The sequence below is a fragment of the Pseudomonas sp. F2 genome, from assembly GCF_057174385.1.
In genome coordinates, this window is the sequence record NZ_CM169904.1 from 3,195,207 (window position 1) to 3,217,071 (window position 21,865).

Sequence of the window (21,865 nt, forward strand, 5' to 3'; positions counted from 1 at the left end):
GGAGACCCTAATGAATTACAACTGGGACTGGGGCGTGTTCTTCAAGTCCACCGGCGTGGGCAGCGAGACGTATCTCGACTGGTTCATTTCCGGTCTGGGCTGGACCATTGCCATCGCCGTCGTGGCCTGGATCATCGCTTTGCTGCTGGGCTCCATTCTGGGGGTCATGCGCACCGTGCCGAGCCGCCTCGTGTCGGGCATCGCGACGTGCTACGTCGAGCTGTTTCGCAACGTGCCGCTGCTGGTTCAGCTGTTCATCTGGTACTTCCTGGTGCCCGACCTGCTGCCGCAGAACCTGCAGGACTGGTACAAACAGGATCTGAACCCGACCACCTCGGCCTACCTGAGCGTCGTCGTGTGCCTGGGCCTGTTCACCGCCGCCCGGGTCTGCGAGCAAGTGCGCACCGGTATCCAGGCGCTGCCGCGGGGCCAGGAATCCGCCGCCCGCGCCATGGGTTTCAAGCTGCCGCAGATCTACTGGAACGTGCTGCTGCCCCAGGCCTACCGCATCATCATTCCGCCGCTGACCTCGGAATTCCTCAACGTCTTCAAGAACTCCTCCGTGGCGTCCCTGATCGGCCTGATGGAACTGCTGGCGCAAACCAAACAGACCGCCGAATTCTCGGCCAATCTGTTTGAAGCGTTCACCCTGGCCACGCTGATCTACTTCACCCTGAACATGAGCCTGATGCTGCTGATGCGCATGGTCGAGAAGAAAGTCGCGGTGCCTGGCCTGATCTCCGTGGGGGGTAAATAATGGACTTCGATTTCAGCGGCATCATCCCCGCGATCCCGGGCCTGTGGAACGGCATGCTCATGACCTTGAAGCTCATGCTCATGGGCGTGATCGGCGGCATCGTGCTCGGTACGATCCTCGCGCTGATGCGCCTGTCGTCCAGCAAACTGCTGTCTCGCGTGGCCGGCGCCTATGTGAACTATTTCCGCTCGATCCCGCTGCTGCTGGTGATCACCTGGTTCTACCTGGCGGTACCGTTCGTGCTGCGCTGGATCACCGGCGAAGACACCCCGATCGGCGCGTTCACGTCCTGCGTCGTGGCCTTCATGATGTTCGAAGCCGCGTACTTCTGTGAAATCGTCCGTGCCGGCGTGCAGTCGATCCCCAAAGGCCAGATGGCCGCTGCACAAGCGATGGGCATGACCTATGGCCAGACCATGCGTCTGATCATCCTGCCCCAGGCGTTCCGCAAGATGACCCCGTTGCTGCTGCAGCAGTCGATCATCCTGTTCCAGGACACCTCGCTGGTCTACACCGTGGGCCTGGTGGACTTCCTCAACTCCGCCCGCTCCAGCGGCGACATCATCGGTCGTTCCAACGAGTTCCTGATCTTTGCCGGTGTCGTTTACTTCATCATCAGCTTTTCCGCCTCGCTGCTGGTCAAGCGTCTGCAAAAAAGGTTTGCCGTATGATCTCCATCAAGAACATCAACAAGTGGTATGGCGACTTCCAGGTGCTGACTGATTGCAGCACCGAGGTCAAGAAAGGCGAAGTGATCGTGGTCTGCGGCCCGTCGGGCTCGGGCAAGTCGACCCTGATCAAATGCGTCAACGCGCTGGAGCCGTTCCAGAAAGGCGACATCGTCGTCGATGGCACCTCGATTGCCGACCCGAAGACCAACCTGCCGAAACTGCGCTCGCGCGTCGGCATGGTGTTCCAGCATTTCGAGCTGTTCCCGCACCTGACCATTACCGAAAACCTGACCATTGCGCAGATCAAGGTATTGGGCCGCAGCAAGGAAGAAGCGACCAAAAAAGGTCTGCAACTGCTGGAACGCGTTGGCCTGTCGGCGCATGCCCACAAGCACCCGGGGCAACTGTCCGGCGGTCAGCAGCAGCGTGTGGCGATTGCCCGCGCGCTGGCGATGGACCCGATCGTCATGCTGTTCGACGAACCGACCTCGGCGCTCGATCCGGAAATGGTCAACGAAGTGCTCGACGTGATGGTGCAACTGGCCCAGGAAGGCATGACCATGATGTGCGTGACCCACGAAATGGGTTTCGCCCGCAAAGTGGCTGACCGGGTGATTTTCATGGATGCCGGCAAGATCATCGAAGACTGCCCGAAAGAGGAGTTTTTCGGCGACATCAGCGCCCGCTCCGAACGCGCGCAGCATTTCCTCGAGAAAATCCTGCAGCACTAAAAGCAACACACTGAACTCTGTGGCGAGGGAGCTTTGTGGCGAGGGGATTTATCCCCGATGGGCCGCGAAGCGGCCCCAGCATTTCAAACTCGAACCGCATCTGCCGGTTTGACGACTGCTTCGCAGCCGATCGGGGATAAATCCCCTCACCACAGGTTCCGCGCTCGAACAAACCAGGATGCTTTAACCATGCTGGTTGACCCAAGGCAACTGTGATGAAATGCGACCCCAATCTCTATCGCGCAGCGCCGCCATCACTTGCCGTGAAGCCTCGTCTGATTCGCCATCTGTTTCTGCCGCCGCTGATCATCGTGCTGATGATCGGACTGGGTTACGCCGGTTTCTGGACCAGTGAACATTTCGGCATCCGCAGCCTCAGCGAAAACGGCCAACGTCAGCTTGAACTGCACGCGCGCACCGTCGAAAGCGAGATCAGCAAATACACCTACCTGCCCAGCCTGCTGGAACTGGAAACCAGCGTCCCGCAATTGCTGGCCGATCCAACCCCGGAACACCGGCAAACGGTCAATGCTTACCTTGAAGGCCTGAACCGGCGCAGCCGCAGTCGGGCCATCTATGTCATGGACACCACCGGCCGCGTGATGGCCACCAGCAACTGGCGCGACGTCGACAGTTACCTCGGTGAAGACCTGTCGTTCCGCGCCTATTTCCAGAAAGCCGTGCGCGGCGAGCCCGGACGTTTCTACGGCATCGGCAGCACCAGCGGCGAACCCGGTTATTACCTGGCCCACGGCCTGGAAGAGCACGGCAAGATCATCGGCGTCGCCGTGGTCAAAGTGCGTCTCGAAGCCCTGGAAGAACGCTGGCAGCGCGCCCGTCTGGAAGCCTTCGTCAGCGACGAGAACGGCATCATCATTCTTTCCAGCGATCCGGCGCGGCGCCTGAAATCGGTGGTCCCGCTGAGCGATGAAACCAAAGAGAAGCTCGCCCGCAGCCTGCAGTATTACTGGTTCCCGCTCAACGAACTGCAACCCCTGGCCCGCGAAACCCTGGCCGAAGGCGTGGAGAAACTGACCTTTCCTGCCAACAGCGAAGTGAGCGCCGATGACGACAGCATCAGCTATCTGGCCCAGACCCGGCCACTGAGCGACACACCGTGGAATTTCACTTTGCTCACGCCGTTGCAGGACCTGCGCCGCGAAGCGATCAACCAAGGCATTCTGGTGGCCGTGGCGTTCGCTCTGGTGGCGTTTTTGCTGATTGCCTGGAACGAGCGGCGCAAGGTCATCGCCACCCGCCTCGCCGCCCGCGAAGCCTTGCAGGAAGCCAACAGTCAACTCGAACGGCGGATCACCGAACGCACCGGCGACCTGCGCGCCAGCAACGAACGCCTCAAGAGCCAGATCCGCGAACGACGGCAGGCCGAAGAAACCCTGCGCCGCGCTCAGGACGAACTGGTGCAGGCCGGCAAACTCGCAGCCATCGGCCAGATGTCGACCAGCATCGCCCACGAATTGAACCAGCCGCTGGCGGCGATGCGCACCCTGTCCGGCAACACCATTCGATTCCTCGAACGCGGCCAGCTCGACGTCGCCAGCACCAACCTCAAGACCATCAATGACCTGATCGACCGCATGGGCCGGATCACTGCCAGCCTGCGCTCGTTCGCCCGACGCGGGGACGACAAGGGCCAGGCCAGTCTCGGCAAAGCGGTGGACGCCGCGCTGCAGGTGCTGGGTGCCAGGGTCGAGAGCGCGTCACTGCAACTGCATCGGCAATTCATCGACGTGCAAGTGCAAATCGACCAGACCCGCCTCGAACAGATTCTGGTCAACCTGATCGGCAATGCCCTCGACGCCATGCAGGCGCAGCCGCAGCCGGAACTGTGGCTGGAGGGCGAAGAGTTCAACGGCAAATATCGTCTGCGGGTGCGCGACAACGGCCACGGCGTCGATGCCGAGGCGCGCAAGCATCTGTTCGAGCCGTTCTTCACCACCAAACCCGGCGAACAGGGCCTGGGCCTCGGCCTGACCCTCTCCGCCAGCCTCGCTGCCGCCACCGGCGGGCACCTGGGTGTCGAACATCCGGCCAGCGGTGGCACCACCTTCGTCCTCAGTTTACCGTTGGTAAGCCCTACTCCTGCCGAGCCAATATGAACCACGACCTTAGTGTGCTGATCGTCGAAGACGACCCCCATGTGCTGCTCGGCTGCCAGCAGGCACTGACCCTGGAAGACATTCCCTGCATCGGTGTCGGCAGCGCCGAAGAAGCGCTGGAGCAGGTCGGCGACAACTTCGCCGGCATCGTCATCAGCGACATCCGCCTGCCGGGCATCGATGGCCTGGAGCTGCTGACCCGCCTCAAGCAACGCGACCGCAGTCTGCCGGTGGTGCTGATCACCGGTCATGGTGATATTTCCATGGCGGTCGGTGCGATGCAGAAAGGCGCCTACGATTTCATGGAGAAACCGTTCTCGCCGGAGCGTCTGGTCGACGTCGCCCGCCGCGCACTGGAGCAACGCAGCCTCGCCCGCGAAGTCTCGTCGCTGCGTCGGCAACTGGCCGAACGCGACTCCCTCGAAGGCCGGATCATCGGTCGTTCCCCCGCGATGCAGAACCTGCGCGAGCTGATCGCCAACGTCGCCGACACCTCGGCCAACGTATTGATCGAAGGCGAGACCGGCACCGGCAAGGAACTGGTCGCGCGCTGCCTGCACGATTTCAGCCGCCGCCACACCAAGCAATTCGTCGCGCTGAACTGTGGCGGCCTGCCGGAGAACCTGTTCGAAAGCGAGATTTTCGGCCACGAAGCCAACGCTTTCACCGGTGCCGGCAAACGGCGTATCGGCAAGATCGAACACGCCGACGGCGGCACGCTGTTCCTCGATGAAGTGGAAAGCATGCCGCTGCCGTTGCAGATCAAACTGCTGCGTGTATTGCAGGAACGCACCCTCGAACGCCTCGGCTCGAACCAGAGCGTCGCGGTGGATTGCCGGGTGATTGCGGCGACCAAATCCGACCTCGACCAAGCGAGCAAGGCCGGCGAGTTTCGCAGCGACTTGTACTACCGCCTCAACGTGGTGACGCTGGAACTGCCGCCGCTACGCGAGCGCCGTGAGGACATCCTGCAACTGTTCGAACACTTCACCCAGCAGTCGGCGCTGCGCTTCGACCGCACGTTGCCCGAGCTGGACAACCAGACCCTGTCAAACCTGATGAGCCACGACTGGCCGGGCAACGTGCGCGAACTGCGTAACGTCGCCGAGCGCTTTGCCCTCGGCCTGCCGGCGTTCAAGAAGTCCGGCGCCAGCAGCGGCGGTCAGGGGCTGGCGTTCGCCGAAGCGGTGGAAGCCTTCGAGCGCAACCTGCTCAACGATGCCTTGCAACGCAGCGGCGGCAACCTGACTCAAGCCAGTCTGGAGCTGGGCATGGCCAAGACCACGCTGTTCGACAAAGTGAAAAAATACGGGTTGAGCCACTGATGGATCTGATTCTCAAAGCCGCCCTCGGCGCAGCAGTGGTGGTGATTCTCGCCGCGCTGTCGAAGACCCGAAACTATTACATCGCCGGGCTGGTGCCGCTGTTTCCGACCTTTGCGCTGATTGCCCACTACATCGTCGGCAAGGGCCGTTCGGTCGATGATCTGAAGGCGACCATCGTGTTCGGCATGTGGTCGATCATTCCGTACTTCATCTATCTGGCGACGCTGTACGTGATGGTTGACCGCATGCGCCTGGAGGCGTCACTGGCGGTGGCGGTTGTCGCGTGGTTGATTGCCGCCAGCGTATTGGTCTCGGTGTGGGTGCGCCTGCACACTTGATCCCTGTAGGAGCTGCCGCAGGCTGCGATCTTTTGATCCTGCTCTTTAAAGGCAAAGATCGCAGCCTGCGGCAGCTCCTACAGGGTTGGTATTCAGTTGTTGACGGTGCCCCGAATTGGCATTCAGTTGTTGACGCTGCCGCCCCGGGTTTCGCTCATGATCTGCCGGATCGCTCCGACAAAGGTGTCCACCGGTTGCCCGCCCGTCACCGCGTACTGACCGTTGAACACCACGGTCGGCACTGAGCTCACGCCGCGTTGCAGCCACAGTTGCTCTTCTTCGCGCACTTCATCGGCAAATTCGTCGCTGGCCAGAATCGCTTCGGCACGCTGTCGATCCAGCCACACGCTTTCGGCAATCTGCGCCAGTTGCGCATGATCGGACGGATTACCGCCATCCGTGAAATAGGCCTTGAACAACGCTTCTTTCAACGGCAGCTGCACACCTTCCTGCCCGGCCCAATGCAACAGACGATGAGCATCGAAGGTGTTGTAGATGCGGCTGTTACCATCGGTACGAAAGGCGAACCCGACCTCGGCGCCACGGGCACGAATCGCTTCGCGGTTTTTCTGTGACTGCTCCGGGGTCGAACCGTACTTTTCGCTGATGTGTTCGGTGATGTTCTGCCCGTCCCGGCCCATTTTCGGGTTCAGTTCGAACGGCTGGAAATGAATCTCGGCCTGCACTTCATCGCGCAGAATCTCCAGTGCCTGCAGCAGGCCATACAGACCGACGACGCACCACGGGCAGGAGACGTCGCTGACAAAATCGATTTTCAAAGCGGAACTCATCACACACCTCGCGGACAGAAGTCCGAAAGATACACCTGTAGGAGCTGCCGAAGGCTGCGATCTTTTGATCTTCAAAAGCAAAAGATCGCAGCCTTCGGCAGTTCCTACAGAGAATGCCTGCCAATTTGTGTGCGGGCTTGCTCGCGAAGAGGCCCGAATCAACACCCTTAAAACCTCAGCTACAGCAGGTTACCGCTCGCCGCCGGTTCGATCTGCGCCCAGTGCGATGTGTCTTCACGACGCGCTTGCAAATACGGCAACACCGCTGCCAGCAACGGCGCCTTGAACGCTTCCTGAAAACGATGGGCCAGCCCCGGAATCAGCTTCAGCTGACTGCCACGGATATGCGCCGCCAGATGCACGCCGTGCATCACCGGCAACAGCGGATCCGCCGTGCCGTGCACCACCAGGGTCGGCACCCGCAGCTGATTGAGCAGCACCACCCGGCTCGGCTCGGCAAGGATCGCCATGATCTGGCGCTTCACGCCTTCCGGGTTGAACGCCCGGTCGTAGGCCACCGCTGCCTGATGCAGCAACGCCTGGCGGTCATCCGCGACGGCCGGGCTGCCAAGCGCTGCCAGCAGATCGGCCTGCTGCTCCAGCGCCACTTCGCGATTCGGCGCGCCACGCCGCGCCAGCAGTTGCACCAGCGCCGCACTCGGTGCCGGCAAACCTTCGGCGCCGGAACTGGTCATGATGAGTGTCAGACTCTCCACCCGTTGTGGCGCCATTGCCGCCAGGTGCTGGGCGATCATCCCGCCCATACTGGCACCCAGGACGTGAAACTGCTCGATGTGCAGCGCGTCCATCAAACCCAGCGCGTCGTCGGCCATGTCGCTCAGCGAGTACGGTGCCGACACCGGCAATCCGAGCTTGTAGCGCAGCACTTCAAAGGTCAGGTTGGCGTCGGCCGGGGCCTGCCGCCAGGTCGACAGACCGACATCGCGGTTGTCATAACGGATCACCCGAAAACCCTGCTGACAGAGCGCAACCACCACCTCGTCCGGCCAGTGAATCAACTGGCCGCCCAAACCCATGACCAGCAACAGCGCCGGATCCGAAGCACGGCCGATGCTCTGGTACGCCAGGCTCACCTGGGCCAGATCGACCCGTTCAGTCGGTACATTGACGTCACAACGCGAAGCCGCCATCGACGGCAGGCCGAACAACAGCGCGGCCAACAGAAAAAATAAACGCATGAAGAAACACCGAAACGCAGAACCCCAGTAGAGCGCGAGTCTGATGAAGTTTGTTCAAGCGCGCTGCCACAGTTGCGTGACAGTTTGATGAAGTTTGCCGAGCGGTCATTCTCCGACAACGAATCAGGCCGTAACGGTCTGTACATCCTCAGCAACAAAACCATTAACCAGCGATAACCATGTACCGCATGGGCTCGTGACAGCGCGCCTCTAATAGGCATGAAAACCGGAATTACCCGGACCGCATGCCCTCTGGAGCCCTGTCGCATGACCCATTCGCCTCCCCTTGTAACCGCCGACTTCGGCCTTGATCAGCGGCTACAGCCCAACGTCGATCAACATCTGCACCTGTTGGCCACGGCTCGTCTGAACGACTGTCACCGGCAATGGCTGGACCTCATGGCCCGGCATCCCGGGCAACCCGAAAGCGCCTGGTGGGATGCCCGCGCGCCCGGCACTGCGCTGTCACGGCGCGAGCATGCCTTGAGTCTCTATCAACTGCACTTTGAGGCCGCGCTTCAATGGGCGGCTGCCGAAGGCAAGCTCGACACCTCACAACGCCACAGGCTTGAGCCGCTTCTCACCCCGTCGAGCCAGGTCGCGGCGGATCTGCGGGTCGCGCAACCGGTACTCAATCGTGTCGATAAAAGCCGGCTGCGCCTGCACGGCACGTTGCTGCTTCAACTGGAGGAAACGCTGCTGCTCTACCTGCCCGTGCACCCACAACCGTTGCTCCGCTTCGAAAAACAAGCCGACCTTGAGCGCTGGCTGACGGATCAGCAACCGGAGCGACTGCAAGTCTCTTCGCTGGACTTCATCGAATTCGGTAGTGATCCGCTCAAGCGCGGCGTTGAACCGCTGCTGTCGGGTTCGCCCGTCACTGGCGACAACGGAATCGCACTCGACAGGTTTTTCCCCATCACGCCCGCCCAGCCGGAGAGCGCCGGACCAAGCATCGATGAAGTTGCGCCCTTCGGCTTGCTGGTGGCCGACATTCCCCTGGATCTGCGCCGGCAGACGCTGGCGCTTGAACGGCATGCGCTTGACCGCTTGTTCGGCGACGCCGAGCCGAACAGTCCGCAGCGTCAACAACTGGCACAACGACTCGACGCCTTGAGCGAGGCTCAGCAGGCCAGTCATGACGCCGCATCGGCCCTGCTCGACAGCCCCACTCCGCTGACCCTGCTCGAATTACGCCGCCGCTCGAACGAGCCTTACCGGGCCCTGCTGCAGGCCCGCATCGCAGGACTGCGCGCGGAGGTCGAACTGCAACGGACGCTGGAGCAACTGTCCGTCGCCGAACATCGGCGAGTCATCGCAATGCTGGACGCACCGGGACACCACCTGCCGCCAACGGAGGGGGTCATCGCCTGCATATCGTTGGCCACTTCAGATGACAACATCAGCGCCGTCGAGGAGCTGCCAGGTGTACTGATCATCGCCCCCCCGGCAGCGCTGGCCCCCGGTTCCACCGACAGCCTGCTGCTTTACTGGCCCGGCGAGTTCGGCGGCCTGCAACGTTTTGCTTCGCGTGCGGCACTGGAGCAGAACGTGTTCAAACGCTCGCTCCATGACGGCGGGCTGACCCTGCACCTGACACCACTGACCGATGACCCGCTCGCCTGGTCACTCGATCAGCAGCTCTATCAATGCGAACAACAGGCCGCACAGATCCTGCGCGACAACCCGCTGCCCGGCCGTGCCGGCGAGCGCCAGGCCGAGATGGAGAAGCTGCGCGAACAACACTTGCCACGCCTGACCGTGCCGATCGCGCAGGCCCGCGAACGGGCAGTTGCCGAACGTCAGGCGCAAGATCGCAGCGCTGCGCTGGCCGGCAGCCTGCCCGAGTGGCTCGACAACCTCGACGCGGCGCACCGTACCACGCTCAAGGCGCTGATCAGCCACTTCCTCGGCGCCATGCATCGCGCCAATGCGTTGCTCGAACGGGAGTTGCCGTCGCGTCAGGCCTTCGCCGAAAAACGCATCGACGCCCGCTTGCGCACGGACTTCGCACTCAAACAAAGCGTGAGCGTGAACCTCGATCTGCCCGACTCGACGGTCTGGCAAAAAACCGTGATGGAAGGCGCCGCGTCTGGCACGCCGCAACGCAATGTCCTGACCGCGAGCGACAAGCGCAGCGATCTCGCCCTCGAACAACTGGCCCTGAACAACATCGATCAAGCCATGTGGTGGCGCCTGTCGTTCATGCAGGCCAGGATCAGCGCCGAAGACGAAACCGATCGGCAGCGTGTCGAGGCCGGTCTCAACCCGGTCTACTTGCGCAAACTGGTGACAGAGCTCGATCTGCCCGGACGTTACGAAGAACAGATTCGCCAGGTGTTTTTCGGCGCGTCGACAGAACCTGCGTTTCAGCAGGCCTGGCGCCGCGAATGCCTGAGCGAACCGTGGCGGCTGATGCTCCGGTTGCAAGGTGAATGCGCCCTGCTGCAACGGCACATCGACAGTGCCGGCCATGCCGTGTTGCAGGTTGCCATTGATGCGACTTCACCCCAGGCGTATGCCGTTGATGGACAACGCATCGCGCTGCGGCCGGTGCACCTGAAGGTCGGTGGCGCAGACACCGCGCATCAGGGACCGAGCACGCTTGCCGGGCTGACGTTCATTGTCGAGCAAAACAGTGGCCTGACCCTGCTCTACCTGCCTGACAGCACCGACGCTCTCTTCCTGCGGCAGTACGAATCGCTGGAGCAGGCACGGGTGGATCTGTTCAGGCGTTGTGTGGACAGCAACATGGTCAATTACCTGGCCGGGCGTGCCGTGGGCGGCGATTTTGCCAGCCATGTCAGTCGCATCAACCAGGCGCAATTGCGCAATTTCGATGCCCTGATCGGCGTCGGAATGGCCTGGCCGGCGACTACATCGCTGGCCATTCATCTACTGAACGTGCACATGGGCCGGTTGCTGGAGGCCCATCGCAGCAGTTCGCGTTCCAACGATGCGTTGTATCTGGAACGCTGCGCACTGAAATCCGGGGCATTGTTCAACTACCTGAAAATGGCCATCGGCATGGTGCCGTTCGTGGGTACGGCAGTGGCCCTGTATGACGCCTGGAACAGCGCCAATCTGGCCGTCGCGGCGTTCTTGCGCGGCGAGCTCGGGCATGGTCTGGCGGAAGTGGAGGCGGTGCTGCTGTCACTGATCGACGCGGCAATGGATGTGCTGCCCGGAACCGTCTCGGCCCCCGCAGCAGCACGTCTGGTCACCCGTCAGCGACAACGCACGGCACTGGGCGGATTCGCCACCATGTCGTCGTCCTGGCAACGGGCCCGGCAATGGCTCGACCGCTTCAAGGGTTACGAGTACGAATCCGACATTTCCCTGGCCGGCCTGCACCCGGCCACCCACGGTGTCTATCGCAACGTCTATCGTCACGCCGATGGCGACTTCATTGTTCGTCAGGGGCGCATCTATCGGGTTCAGCTCAGCGATCTGCCGCGTGGCTGGAGGCTTTACGGCACACGGCTGCGCAGCTACAAACAACCGATCGCCCTCGACGACAGCGGCCAGTGGAACACTCACTATGCGGTGCATGGCACTGTAATGGACGGTGGCGGTGCTGGCGGCGGCGCGGTACTCGGGCATCTGGCCGACGGCCTGGAACCGCTTTGGCCTGCACCGATCCGCCAGTGGTTACCGCGCTGGTGGACCGATCGGCAACTGCGCCGGCAAATGACCCTGACCAACACCGCCGACAACTACACCCGCCGCCTCGATGCTCAGACCCGCGCCACCAACCAGTTGCTGGAAAACTACCAGAACCTCGATCTTGCCGGGCGCAAGCCTCTACAGACAGCCGTTGACGCAGCCTGCCTGAATGATATCGACGTCGCGATCGCCCAATACGACAACCTTGTCGAATTGCTGCCCCTGAGCCACGGCCGCAAACGTCTGCAGATTGAAGCCATCCAGAGCCGCTGCGCCTGGATCGTGGTCGACCGCGCCGTGCAGCGCGTCACCGTTGCCCGCGATCGCTTGCTGGAGCACTTGAACCGGATCGACGCACTGGTCGCCGAGTCCGATGCTGTCCCCTCCGACCAGACCGCTGTCCATATCACACTCATGGCCCGGCGCAAGCGGGTGCGCGAGGATTTCCTCAAGGAGTTCGATCAACTGCACGCGATCACCGAGCAGGCCAGACTGTGGAACAACCGCATCAGCAACCGCGCGCAGAAAGCCCGGATGGCGAAAGACATGGCCGCTATCAACCGCAACCTGGGTGACAACACCCATCACTACCTGAGGACTGCGCATCTGCTGGAAATCATTACCCGCTACGACGCGGTCACTGACCTGTCCTGGGCGTATTTCCATACCCAGCTCAAAGACGCCCGGGTCAAGGTCGGGCGCGCGTTGCTGACCCAGCATCACCTGCCAGAGGTCAGCGCCAGCGTGGTCCAGCACAATCGGATCCTCGAAGATTGCCTGCAGATCTATGCCGGTTTTCGTCGTCAGCTCAACGCCTGGATGCTGGGTTATGCACAGCATCTGGATCTGGAACAGGTCGGCTTGTTCCTCGAGGGGCTGACCCAGGTCGAAGCGCAGGCGCGGCACGCGATCAGGCACCGTGCGCCAATCAAGCCGAAAGAGCCAGGCGGCAAGCAACTGTTCGAAACCGAGGACAACCAGTTGCTGATCGGCACGGAAAGCATCGACGCCGGCACCCGGGAAAAACGCATCACCATCGAAGGCATCGACGGATTCCGCGAAACCTGGCTGCCGCGCTCCAGTGGCAAATACCATCTGCAAGTGCGCACCGCCCCGACGGCAGCAACGTTGCCAACTGACGTTCAGCCGCTGCTGGTCGAAGCGCGCAGACGTCTGGCAGCTGTTCCGGCCTACAGCAACAAGGTACAGAGCTATGCCCGCCAGGACATGCTGCCGGTAGATCTGGAACACATGTTCAACAGCGAAGCGACGGAGTTGAGCACCCGTGCCCAGGCCATCGAGCGACTGTCGCCGACCGAACCGGTGGTACTGCAACTGCACGACAAGGCCCGCGAACTGCGTCGTACCGGTCGTACGCTGCGCATTGATCAGTCACTGCGCAGCAAGACGCCCACCGAAGGCTATCTGGATTATCTGCTGCAACAACAAGTGGTGGACATCCGCCGCGAAGGTCCGCTGCGGGCACTGGGCAAAAGGGCTGACGGGCGCAAGGATTTCCTTCAGGAATACGCCGTGCGCGACCTCACCTCCTCGCCGCCGCGCACGCTGTGGTACGCGCACTTTCACTACACCTCGGACAAGGTGCCGTTCGCTGACTTCGTCAAGGCGCACCTGAAATTGCCGGAGCAACGCAACCTCGGCCTGCAATGGCAGCAGGTTCAGGCCGCCAGCGGGGCACAGGTCGAGGCGATCTGGCGCGGCGATATCGGTAAACCGCTGGGTATCCGGCATTTCGCAGACCTCTAGGGCAAAAAGCAGCGGGGCATGGCGATGCCCCGCTTCTGCTCGAATGGTCGACAGCACTGTCAACATGAGACAAACTCACCGCCTTTGAATTTGTCACAAGTTTTCCTCATGGGGCCATGCCGTGCTTGAAATCCGTCATCTGAAAACCCTGCATGCCCTGCGCGAGGCCGACAGTCTGGTCGATGCCGCCGACCGTCTGCACCTGACCCAATCGGCGCTGTCGCACCAGTTCAAGGAACTGGAGGAGCGCATGGGCATGCCGTTGTTCGTGCGCAAGACCAAACCGGTACGCTTCACCAGCGCCGGTCTGCGCCTGTTGCAACTGGCCGACGCGACCCTGCCGCTGTTGCGCGCCGCCGAGCGCGACATCAGTCGTCTGGCCGGCGGCACCGCTGGACGCCTGCACATGGCGATCGAATGCCACAGCTGTTTCCAGTGGCTGATGCCGACCATCGACCAGTTCCGTGACGCCTGGCCGGAAGTCGAACTCGACCTCGCCTCGGGTTTCGCCTTCGCCCCGCTGCCGGCGCTGGCCCGCGGTGACCTGGATCTGGTGGTGACCTCCGATCCGCTGGACATCGCCGGCATCACCTACGTGCCGCTGTTCACTTACGAAGCGATGCTCGCAGTGGCGAACCAGCATCCACTGGCGAGCAAACCGTACATCGTTCCCGAGGACCTGCTGACTGAAACGCTGATCACCTACCCGGTGGAACGCGACCGGCTGGACATCTTCACCCGCTTCCTCGAACCGGCCGACATCGAACCGGCACAGGTTCGCACCTCTGAGCTGTCGGTGATGATGATGCAACTGGTCGCCAGTGGCCGTGGCGTGTGCGGCATGCCGCACTGGGCACTGCACGAATACAGCTCGCGCGGCTATGTGAAAGCCAAGCGCCTGGGCGAGAAAGGTCTGTTTGCCACGCTGTACGCGGCGATCCGCGCCGACATGCTCGATGCGCCGTACATGCGCGATTTCCTGCTGACCGCCAAGGACACCTCGTTCTCGACACTGGATGGGGTCAGTGCGGTGCGTTGATTCACATCCACTTGTGAGCGCCGGTTCAGTGTGGCATCAGAGTTCGCGCCACATGTGAATCTTGTCGAAATAGTCTTCGCCCACCCGCACCGCCAATGGCTCAAGGCCGAACTGGATGAAGCCGCAACGCTGGTACAGGTTGAACGCGGCGTCGTTGCCGGCGGTGACGGTGAGCTGGAGGACTTTCAGTTCGGGATGGATTTGGGCTTCAGCGATGGCAGCCTCGACCAGCTGATGGCCCAGGCCGTGCTGGCGAAAATCGGCTGAGACGTACAGGCCGAACAAGGTCGACTTGTGGCGGGCCTTCTCTCGCGGTTCGAACGCCAGGCCGACGATGCCGGCCAGTGTGCCTGCCTCGAACGCACCGAGCACCACATCCAGCTTGCTGGTCAGCCGCGCCTCCCACCAGCTCAGCGGCATCACCGCGCGCTCGCGCACGCTGGAGGTGAAGGCCTGCGGATGGCGGTCGTAGGCTTCGAGCATCAGCTCGCGGTAAGCCAGCGCATGGCTGGCGTCGAGGCGTTCGATCCACATGCTCAGGCGTTCCTGCGTTGTTCAAGCATCAGGCGCACCGCCAGACCGGCGAGTACAAAACCCATGAAGTAGCGTTGCAGCGCCAGCCATGTCGGGTTGCGCACGAACCAGGAAGCAATGCCTGCCGCGAACAGCGCGATCAGCAGATTGACGCTGAAACTGACGCTGATCTGGGTCAGGCCAAGGAGGATGCTCTGGGTGAATACCGAGCCGTGTTCGGGGCTGATGAATTGTGGAAACACCGAGAGGTAGAACACCGCAATCTTCGGGTTCAACGCACTGGTGAGAAAGCCCATGGTGATCAGTTTGCGCGACGAGTCCGGGGGTAATTGCTGCGCCTCGAACGGCGAGCGCGCGCCGGGTTTGAGTGCTTGCCAGGCCAACCACAACAAATACAGCGCACCAGCCCACTTCAGCACCTCGTAGGCCATCGGCACCGCCAGAAACACCGCGCTCAAACCGGCAGCCGCGGCAAACATGTGCACGAAGAAACCACCCACCACACCGAGCAACGAGGTGACCCCGGCCTTGCGTCCCTGACAGATCGAACGCGAGATCAGGTAAATCATGTTCGGTCCCGGTGTCAGTACCATCAACAGCGCGGCGGCGGCGAAGATCAGCAGGTCTTGAAGCGGGATCATGGTGGACGTCCTGTGCGTGGGGGATCAGGCGATCGCGGTCAGCGAGTGGCGATAAAACGGCAGGATCAGGTCGCGTGTCAATGGCGCCAGAACGACAGCAGGATCACTGACCGGATCGATCCAGATGACTTCCTCGATTTCGGCAGCGGGCGTCACATCGGCATCGATGGTCAGTTGAAAAATCTCCGCCTGCACCACAAACCCCGGCTCGTTGGCGGCCGGCGCCGAGAACTGGCCGAGAAAAGACGCCTGCGCCGGATCGATCGTCAGCCCCAGCTCTTCTTCCAGCTCGCGGGCCAGCGCGTGCACCGGCAACTCATGCGCCTCGATCTTGCCGCCCGGTTGCATGAACGCCGTGGTGCCACGCTTGCGCACCAGCAGGGTCTGGCCTTGAGGGTTGAGCAACAGCGCAGCGGCAATACGAATGAGGTTTGGAGCGACAACGGATGCAGAGGTCATGGGTCAGCCACCGGCCTGGAAAAAGCGCAAGGATCCCATGCCCGGGCTGATCACGTCACCTCACAGGTCATTCCCCCAACGCCTTGAGCGCAGTTTCATCCGCCTCCGGCAGCTTGACGAAAATCTGGTATTTGCCGCCCTCCATGGCTTCAAAGGCAATCAGCTTTTCCACCAAGAGCGCGCTGAGCACTTTGCCGGCGTTGAGCAGCAACATGCCGTTATCGGCATTGAGGTTGCGCGCCAGAATCATCCCCGCTGCCAGGTCCCGGGTGGTCAGAACCTTGACCGTCGGGTCGACCAGGGTGATGTCGCCCAGGAATGCCGCACACACCTGAATGAAATCTTCGATCAGTTGCGGGTCATACAAACGCCCGGCGTACTGCCGCAGGTACAGCAGCGCTTCATCGCTGTTCAAATGCCGTTCGAGGATCAGGCCGCGCTGCAACTCGACGAAATCCACCGCCAGTTTCAGCAGGCGCGAACCGAACGGAATGGCCTCGCCCTTGAGCCGGTCGGGAAAGCCGCTGCCGTCCCAGCGCTCCTGGTGATGCAGGATCAGACGGGCCGCGTCCTTCATCGGGTCCAGCGTCATCAGCAGCGATTCGCTCTGCTTGGGGTAGCTGCGATAACGCTCGCGATCGGTATGGCGCAGCAAATCCGAAGGCGTGGTCATCATGCCGTCGGTCCAGCTCAGTTTGCCGATGTTGTACAGCGCGGCGGCCATGGTCAGGTCGCGGCTGGTGGCCTCGTCCAGAGCATGCTGTTTGCAGTAGCTGCGCACCAGCTCGATGATCTGCCGATTGGTCTGCTTGGCAGGCGGCAGACGCAGATTGGCCAGCAGCGAAAACACTTCGGTGCCGGTGACGTAACTGTGTTTGAGCTCTTCGTACGCCAGATCGAGCATGTCGGCGGTCTGCTGCAGTTCGGCGGTACGCGCCGCGACATGCTTTTCCAGGGTGCTGTTGAGCAGTTTGAGCTGGTCGTTCTGCACCTGGGTCAGGCGCTCCAGACGCTGACGCTCCTGCTCGGAATGCTGATGGTCGAGCGCTTGGCGCAGGATCAGCAGCAACTCCTCGTCATTCCACGGTTTGCTGATGTAGCGATGAATCTGCCCGTCGTTGATCGCCTTGATGATGGCCGAAGGGTCGGCATAACCGGTGAGCATGATGCGCACGGTCGCCGGATAGCGTTGGCGGACATGCGCCAGTAACGAGGCGCCATCCATGTTCGGCATGCGCGCATCGCTCATCACCAGGTCCACGGGCTGCTGCTCCAGCATCTCCAGCGCCTGGGCACCGCTGGTCGCCAACAGGACGTCATAGGGTTGCCCCCGCAACAGGCGGCGCAGGCTGTTGAGGATCGCTTCCTCATCATCGACCAGCAGCACCGTGGGGCGATGCGACGGCATCGGCGCGGATTGCTCTTGCATGGCATGGCCTCACGCGAAAACAGGGTTAACGACACACCGACCGACCGCCCCACTGGCCCGCGCCTGAGTCCAAGGCTAGATGATTTTTCCGTGCATTCACGTAAATCTTCGTCCGGCGCCGCCAGCGCAGTACCGAGGGGCCGACTATGCTGTACACGGCAAAGAACTCCATCGGCTTACAAAACAGGCAATGGCGAGGGAAAAGGATGCCCCGGATGATCACAACACGCCTTCCCGAGGAGGGCGCGGCATGAACCCGCCCACCGCGCCGGTCAATCGCCGCGTGCTCATTGTCGACGACAGTCCGGCGATCCATGACGACTTTGCCAAGATTCTCAGCCCTGTCGTTCCCGGCGACGATGGCCTGGGCGAAACCGAGAATCTGTTGTTCGGCACCCCGTCTGTCCGGCACACCCCACACTTCGAACTGGACTCGGCCTTTCAGGGCCACGAAGCCCTGGAAAAACTCGAAGCCGCGCTGGCTGAAAACCGCCCCTACGCCATGGCCTTCATCGACATGCGCATGCCGCCAGGCTGGGATGGCCTGGAGACCATCGAACGGCTGTGGCAAGTCGACCCCAAGCTGCAAGTCGCACTGTGCACGGCCTATTCCGACTACTCCTGGGAAGACATCGACCAACGCCTGGCACTGAACGACCGGCTCCTGATTCTGAAAAAGCCTTTCGACGCGATCGAGATTCGGCAGATGGCCAGCGCCCTCACGGTCAAATGGCAAATGACCGAAGACGCCGAGCTGAAAATGAGCCTGCTGGAGCACGCAGTGCAGGAGCGGACCCGGGAGCTGTCGGACGCCAACGTGATCGTGCAGAACAGTCCGACCATCCTTTACCGCTTGCGAGGCGAGCCCTCATTCGCGCTGATGTACATCTCTCACAACATCACCCGCTACGGCCATGTCGCCGCCGACCTGGTGGGTTCGCCCGACTGGGCGAAGGTCCTGATTCACCCGGATGATCAGGCCAGCGTCGACGCGGCAATGGCCCGGGTACTGGATCGGCATGCGTCGGGCGCGTCCATCGAATTCCGCATGCGCACCGGCCAGGGCACCTGGCGCTGGGTGGAGAACCGCTACATCCCGGTACGCGATCAGGACGGCCGTCTGCTGGAAGTCGAAGGCATCATCCTCGACATCACTGAACGTCGTCAGGCCGAGGACAAACTGGCCTTGCTCGCCCGCTCCGATGGCCTGACGGGCCTGGCCAATCGCGCCACACTGATCGAACGCCTGCACCAGGCGTTTGCCGCTGCGCGACGCGGCGCGATGCCGTTTGCGGTGTTTTACCTGGATCTGGACCACTTCAAGCGGATCAATGACACGCTGGGTCACCCGGTTGGCGATCTGCTGCTGCAGGAGGTCGCCCGGCGCATCAAGTCCGGTGTCCGCGAAAGCGACGTGGTGGCGCGTCTGGGTGGCGATGAATTCGCGGTCCTGCAACTGGACGTCAGTGACCCGACCCAGTCGGCGGCGATGGCCGCCAACATCCGCGACGCGTTGCTGGCGCCGTATAACCTGGCCGGCAATGCACTGCACATTTCGGTGAGCATTGGCATCAGCAGTTACAGCGAGCTCAGCCTCGACGCCGACAGCCTGCTCGGGCAGGCCGACATGGCGCTGTACCGCGCCAAGGAAATGGGCCGCAACCAGTATCACTTCCACTCCGAGGACATCTCACGGGAAGTGGCCGAGCGCATGACCCTGGTCAGCGAATTGATGACCGCCCTTGAAGGCAATCAACTGCGGCTGCATTACGCACCGGAAGTTGATCTGCACAGCGGCAGGATTCTGGGCATGGAGGCACAAGTCCTCTGGCAGCATCCCCGGCGCGGCCTGCTGCCGGCAGCGGACTTTGTGCCGATCGCGGAGAAAACCGGCGCAATCATTCCGCTCGGACGCTGGGTGCTGGATCACGCCTGTCATCAGATGCATCTGTGGCGTAATCAAGGGGTGGCGCCGCCCGTGATGGCGATCAAGATTTCCCTGGCGCAACTCAAAAGCGGCCCGGAACTGATCTACACCGTGCTGCGCACCACCGCCCGCTGGGAGCTCGCCCCTTGGGACCTGCGGTTCGATGTCACCGAGGCCACACTGGCCCAGACCAAGTGGACGCACAACGACGCGTTGCCGCGCCTGCGTGAACTGGGCGTGACCATCGCCATCGATGATTTCGGCACCGAGTATTCCTCGTTCGATTACCTGAAAACCTACCGGGTCAATCAGCTCAAGCTGGCCCAGAGCGTCATCGACAATGCCGCCCACGATGTGGCCGGCGCCAACGCCTTGCGCGCCATCGTCAACTTCGCCCGGGACCTGGACATCGGCATCATCGCTGAAGGCCAGCCGTCGCCGGATCAGCCGTGCGCGCCACCTGCCGCAACCGCGCTGCCCAGCGCGCGCGGGCTGTATTTCAGCGCGGCGGTCAACGCCGAACAGGCCGGGCAATTGCTCAAGGACAGTGCTCACCCGGCACCGAAGGAGGACGAGTGATGAAAACGCCGTTCCCCCAGACCAACCGGCGCATCCTGATCATCGACGACACGCCGGCGATTCACGACGACTTTCGCAAGATCCTTGCCCCACAGGTTCAGGACGCCGTCGATCTGAATCAACTGGAACAGACGCTGTTCGGCACCCAGCAGACGCCGCACCTGAGCTTCCAGCTCGACTCCGCTTATCAGGGCCAGGAAGCTCTGGCTCTGGTCAAACAATCGCTGGTCAGCGGCAACCCGTATGCCCTCGCCTTCATCGACATGCGCATGCCACCCGGCTGGGATGGCCTGGAAACCATCGAACAATTATGGCGGGTCGATCCGAACCTGCAGATTGCCTTGTGCACCGCGTACAGCGACTACAGCTGGGAGGCGATGGCCGAACGGCTGGAGTTCGGCGACCAGTTGCTGATCCTGAAAAAGCCGTTCGACAGTCTGGAAATCCGCCAGATGGCCAACGCGCTGACCTGGAAATGGCAGCTGGCGCAGGACGCGGCGCTGAAGATGCTCAGCCTTGAGCAGACCATCGAGGCGCGGGTGCACGAATTGCTCAAAGTCTCGCATCTGCTGCAATACGACAGCCTCACGGAGCTGCCCAACAGCACCCTGCTGGGCGATCGCCTGAGCCAGGCCATCGCCGTATGCCGGCGCCATGACAAGCAACTGGTGGTGATGTTCCTCGGTCTGGATCGCTTCAAGCGCATCAACAATGCACTGGGCCATCCGGCGGGCGACGAGATGCTCAAACGGGTCGCCCGGCAACTGCTGTCCTGCGTACGTGATTCCGACTCGGTGTTTCGTTATGGCTCGGACGAGTTCGTGGTGATCCTTGGCGACATCAACCATCCCCAGCAAACCCACGGCCTCGCGGAAAAACTGCTGGCCGCCATTCGCCTGCCACAAGCGATTGCCGGCCACGACGTCAGCGTCACGGCCAGTCTGGGCATCAGCGTTTATCCCGCTGACGGCCTCGAAGCCATCGAGCTGATCAAGAAAGCCGAGACGGCGATGCGCAACGTCAAGGAGCACGGCCCTGACAGCATTGGCTTCTTCATCGAAGCCATGAACCAGCACGCCCGGGAACAGCACAGCATCGAATCAGGCATCCGCCGCGCGCTGCATGAGCACGAATTCGTCTTGCACTACCAACCGAAAATCGACCTGCGCACGGCCACAGTGGTCGGTGCCGAAGCCCTGATACGCTGGCAGAAACCGGGACACGGCTGGGTCTATCCTTCGGACTTCATCCCGGTGGCCGAGGACAGCGGTCTGATCGTGCCGCTGAGCAAATGGGTGCTGGCTGAGGCCTGTCGTCAGACCCGCGACTGGCAAGTCGCCGGACTGCCGCCGATCCGCATGTCGGTCAACACTTCGCCGATCGATTTTCGCCAGCGTGACTTCGTCGCCGGCATCGAGCGCGTGCTTGAGCAGACAGGCCTGGCCGCAGACTGCCTGGAGCTGGAAATCACCGAAGGCGTGCTGATGCAAAACGTCGAGGCGACGATGACCGCGCTCAAGCGCCTGACAACGCTAGGCACGCGCCTGGCCATCGATGACTTCGGCACCGGCTATTCCAGCCTGAGTTACCTGCGGCGGTTTCCCATCGATGTGCTGAAGATCGACCAGTCGTTCATTCGCAACCTGTGCAACGACCCCAACGATGCCGCACTGGTGAGCGCCATCATCCATCTGGGCAAAAGTCTGGGGCTGAACGTCATTGCCGAGGGTATTGAAACCGCCGAACAACTGGCCTTTCTCAAGGCGCATCACTGCGAGGAAGGTCAGGGCTACTTTTTCAGCAAGGCCCTGCCGGCAGACGCGTTTGCACGCTTGCTGGCCGGCACCGAAGCCATGCCGTGGACGATTTGATCAACACGCTGAAAACGGCCCTGA

General features: G+C 61.9%; 16 protein-coding genes. 10 read left to right on the plus strand and 6 right to left on the minus strand.

Translation table 11 applies throughout. From position 1 onward, the window contains the following. Positions 1–10: 10 nt before the first annotated feature. The 6 genes from AC193Q_RS14300 (at position 11) to AC193Q_RS14325 (ending at position 5,939) form a co-directional block, all read left to right on the plus strand. Positions 11–757 (plus strand): amino acid ABC transporter permease, encoded by a 747-nt coding sequence (locus tag AC193Q_RS14300; RefSeq protein ID WP_041068336.1) that lies wholly within the window; start codon positions 11–13, stop codon positions 755–757. After that, positions 757–1,428 (plus strand): ABC transporter permease subunit, encoded by a 672-nt coding sequence (locus tag AC193Q_RS14305; protein WP_476286079.1) that lies wholly within the window; start codon positions 757–759, stop codon positions 1,426–1,428. Before AC193Q_RS14300 ends, AC193Q_RS14305 begins: the two co-directional genes overlap by 1 nt. Then, entirely contained in the window at positions 1,425–2,159 is a 735-nt protein-coding gene (locus AC193Q_RS14310; RefSeq protein ID WP_042560754.1) for an amino acid ABC transporter ATP-binding protein, read from the plus strand. The genes AC193Q_RS14305 and AC193Q_RS14310 overlap by 4 nt, the downstream gene beginning before the upstream one ends. Before the next feature lie 215 nt (positions 2,160–2,374). After that, positions 2,375–4,276 carry a two-component sensor histidine kinase AauS gene (gene aauS, locus AC193Q_RS14315; protein ID WP_047296219.1) on the plus strand — a complete coding sequence of 634 codons (1,902 nt, stop codon included), beginning with the start codon at positions 2,375–2,377 and terminating at the stop codon, positions 4,274–4,276. A 44-nt stretch (positions 4,277–4,320) separates the two neighbouring features. Beyond that, positions 4,321–5,601: a two-component response regulator AauR gene (aauR, locus tag AC193Q_RS14320; RefSeq protein ID WP_182402286.1), complete on the plus strand. Its 1,281-nt coding sequence runs from the start codon at positions 4,321–4,323 to the stop codon at positions 5,599–5,601. A gap of 8 nt (positions 5,602–5,609) precedes the next feature. Further along, on the plus strand, positions 5,610–5,939 hold the full coding sequence (locus AC193Q_RS14325; protein WP_179295015.1) for a GlpM family protein: 330 nt from the start codon (positions 5,610–5,612) through the stop codon (positions 5,937–5,939). Positions 5,940–6,061: 122 nt separating this feature from the next. On the opposite strand, the gene AC193Q_RS14330 is transcribed toward AC193Q_RS14325, so the two are convergent. Both AC193Q_RS14330 and AC193Q_RS14335 read right to left on the minus strand, forming a co-directional pair. After that, complete coding sequence (locus AC193Q_RS14330) at positions 6,062–6,730, minus strand: DsbA family oxidoreductase (RefSeq protein WP_483878559.1); 669 nt, start codon at positions 6,728–6,730, stop codon at positions 6,062–6,064. 179 nt (positions 6,731–6,909) lie between these two features. Then, positions 6,910–7,929, minus strand: a complete 1,020-nt coding sequence (locus tag AC193Q_RS14335; RefSeq protein WP_483878560.1) for an alpha/beta fold hydrolase — start codon at positions 7,927–7,929, stop codon at positions 6,910–6,912. Positions 7,930–8,196: 267 nt separating this feature from the next. On the opposite strand from AC193Q_RS14335, the gene AC193Q_RS14340 reads away from it, so the two are divergent. Next, positions 8,197–13,362: a dermonecrotic toxin domain-containing protein gene (locus AC193Q_RS14340; RefSeq protein WP_483878561.1), complete on the plus strand. Its 5,166-nt coding sequence runs from the start codon at positions 8,197–8,199 to the stop codon at positions 13,360–13,362. A 121-nt stretch (positions 13,363–13,483) separates the two neighbouring features. Next, positions 13,484–14,401 carry a transcriptional regulator MetR gene (gene metR / locus AC193Q_RS14345; protein WP_047296309.1) on the plus strand — a complete coding sequence of 306 codons (918 nt, stop codon included), beginning with the start codon at positions 13,484–13,486 and terminating at the stop codon, positions 14,399–14,401. 36 nt (positions 14,402–14,437) lie between these two features. Here the strand turns inward: metR and AC193Q_RS14350 are convergent, their stop codons facing one another. From AC193Q_RS14350 to nosR, 4 genes are all read right to left on the minus strand, one after another. Next, positions 14,438–14,935: a GNAT family N-acetyltransferase gene (locus tag AC193Q_RS14350; protein WP_095668407.1), complete on the minus strand. Its 498-nt coding sequence runs from the start codon at positions 14,933–14,935 to the stop codon at positions 14,438–14,440. Between the two features lie 2 nt (positions 14,936–14,937). After that, positions 14,938–15,576 (minus strand): LysE family translocator, encoded by a 639-nt coding sequence (locus AC193Q_RS14355; protein WP_483878562.1) that lies wholly within the window; start codon positions 15,574–15,576, stop codon positions 14,938–14,940. A 24-nt stretch (positions 15,577–15,600) separates the two neighbouring features. Further along, positions 15,601–16,035 (minus strand): NUDIX hydrolase, encoded by a 435-nt coding sequence (locus AC193Q_RS14360; RefSeq protein ID WP_041068318.1) that lies wholly within the window; start codon positions 16,033–16,035, stop codon positions 15,601–15,603. A 67-nt stretch (positions 16,036–16,102) separates the two neighbouring features. Then, positions 16,103–17,464 (minus strand): response regulator c-di-GMP phosphodiesterase, NosR family, encoded by a 1,362-nt coding sequence (nosR, locus tag AC193Q_RS14365; RefSeq protein ID WP_121186995.1) that lies wholly within the window; start codon positions 17,462–17,464, stop codon positions 16,103–16,105. 250 nt (positions 17,465–17,714) lie between these two features. Between nosR and AC193Q_RS14370 the strand changes: the two genes are divergently transcribed. Continuing rightward, on the plus strand, positions 17,715–19,970 hold the full coding sequence (locus AC193Q_RS14370) for an EAL domain-containing protein (RefSeq protein ID WP_183082863.1): 2,256 nt from the start codon (positions 17,715–17,717) through the stop codon (positions 19,968–19,970). Further along, positions 19,970–21,841 (plus strand): GGDEF and EAL domain-containing protein, encoded by a 1,872-nt coding sequence (locus tag AC193Q_RS14375; RefSeq protein ID WP_121186999.1) that lies wholly within the window; start codon positions 19,970–19,972, stop codon positions 21,839–21,841. Before AC193Q_RS14370 ends, AC193Q_RS14375 begins: the two co-directional genes overlap by 1 nt. The last annotated feature ends 24 nt before the right edge of the window (positions 21,842–21,865 follow it).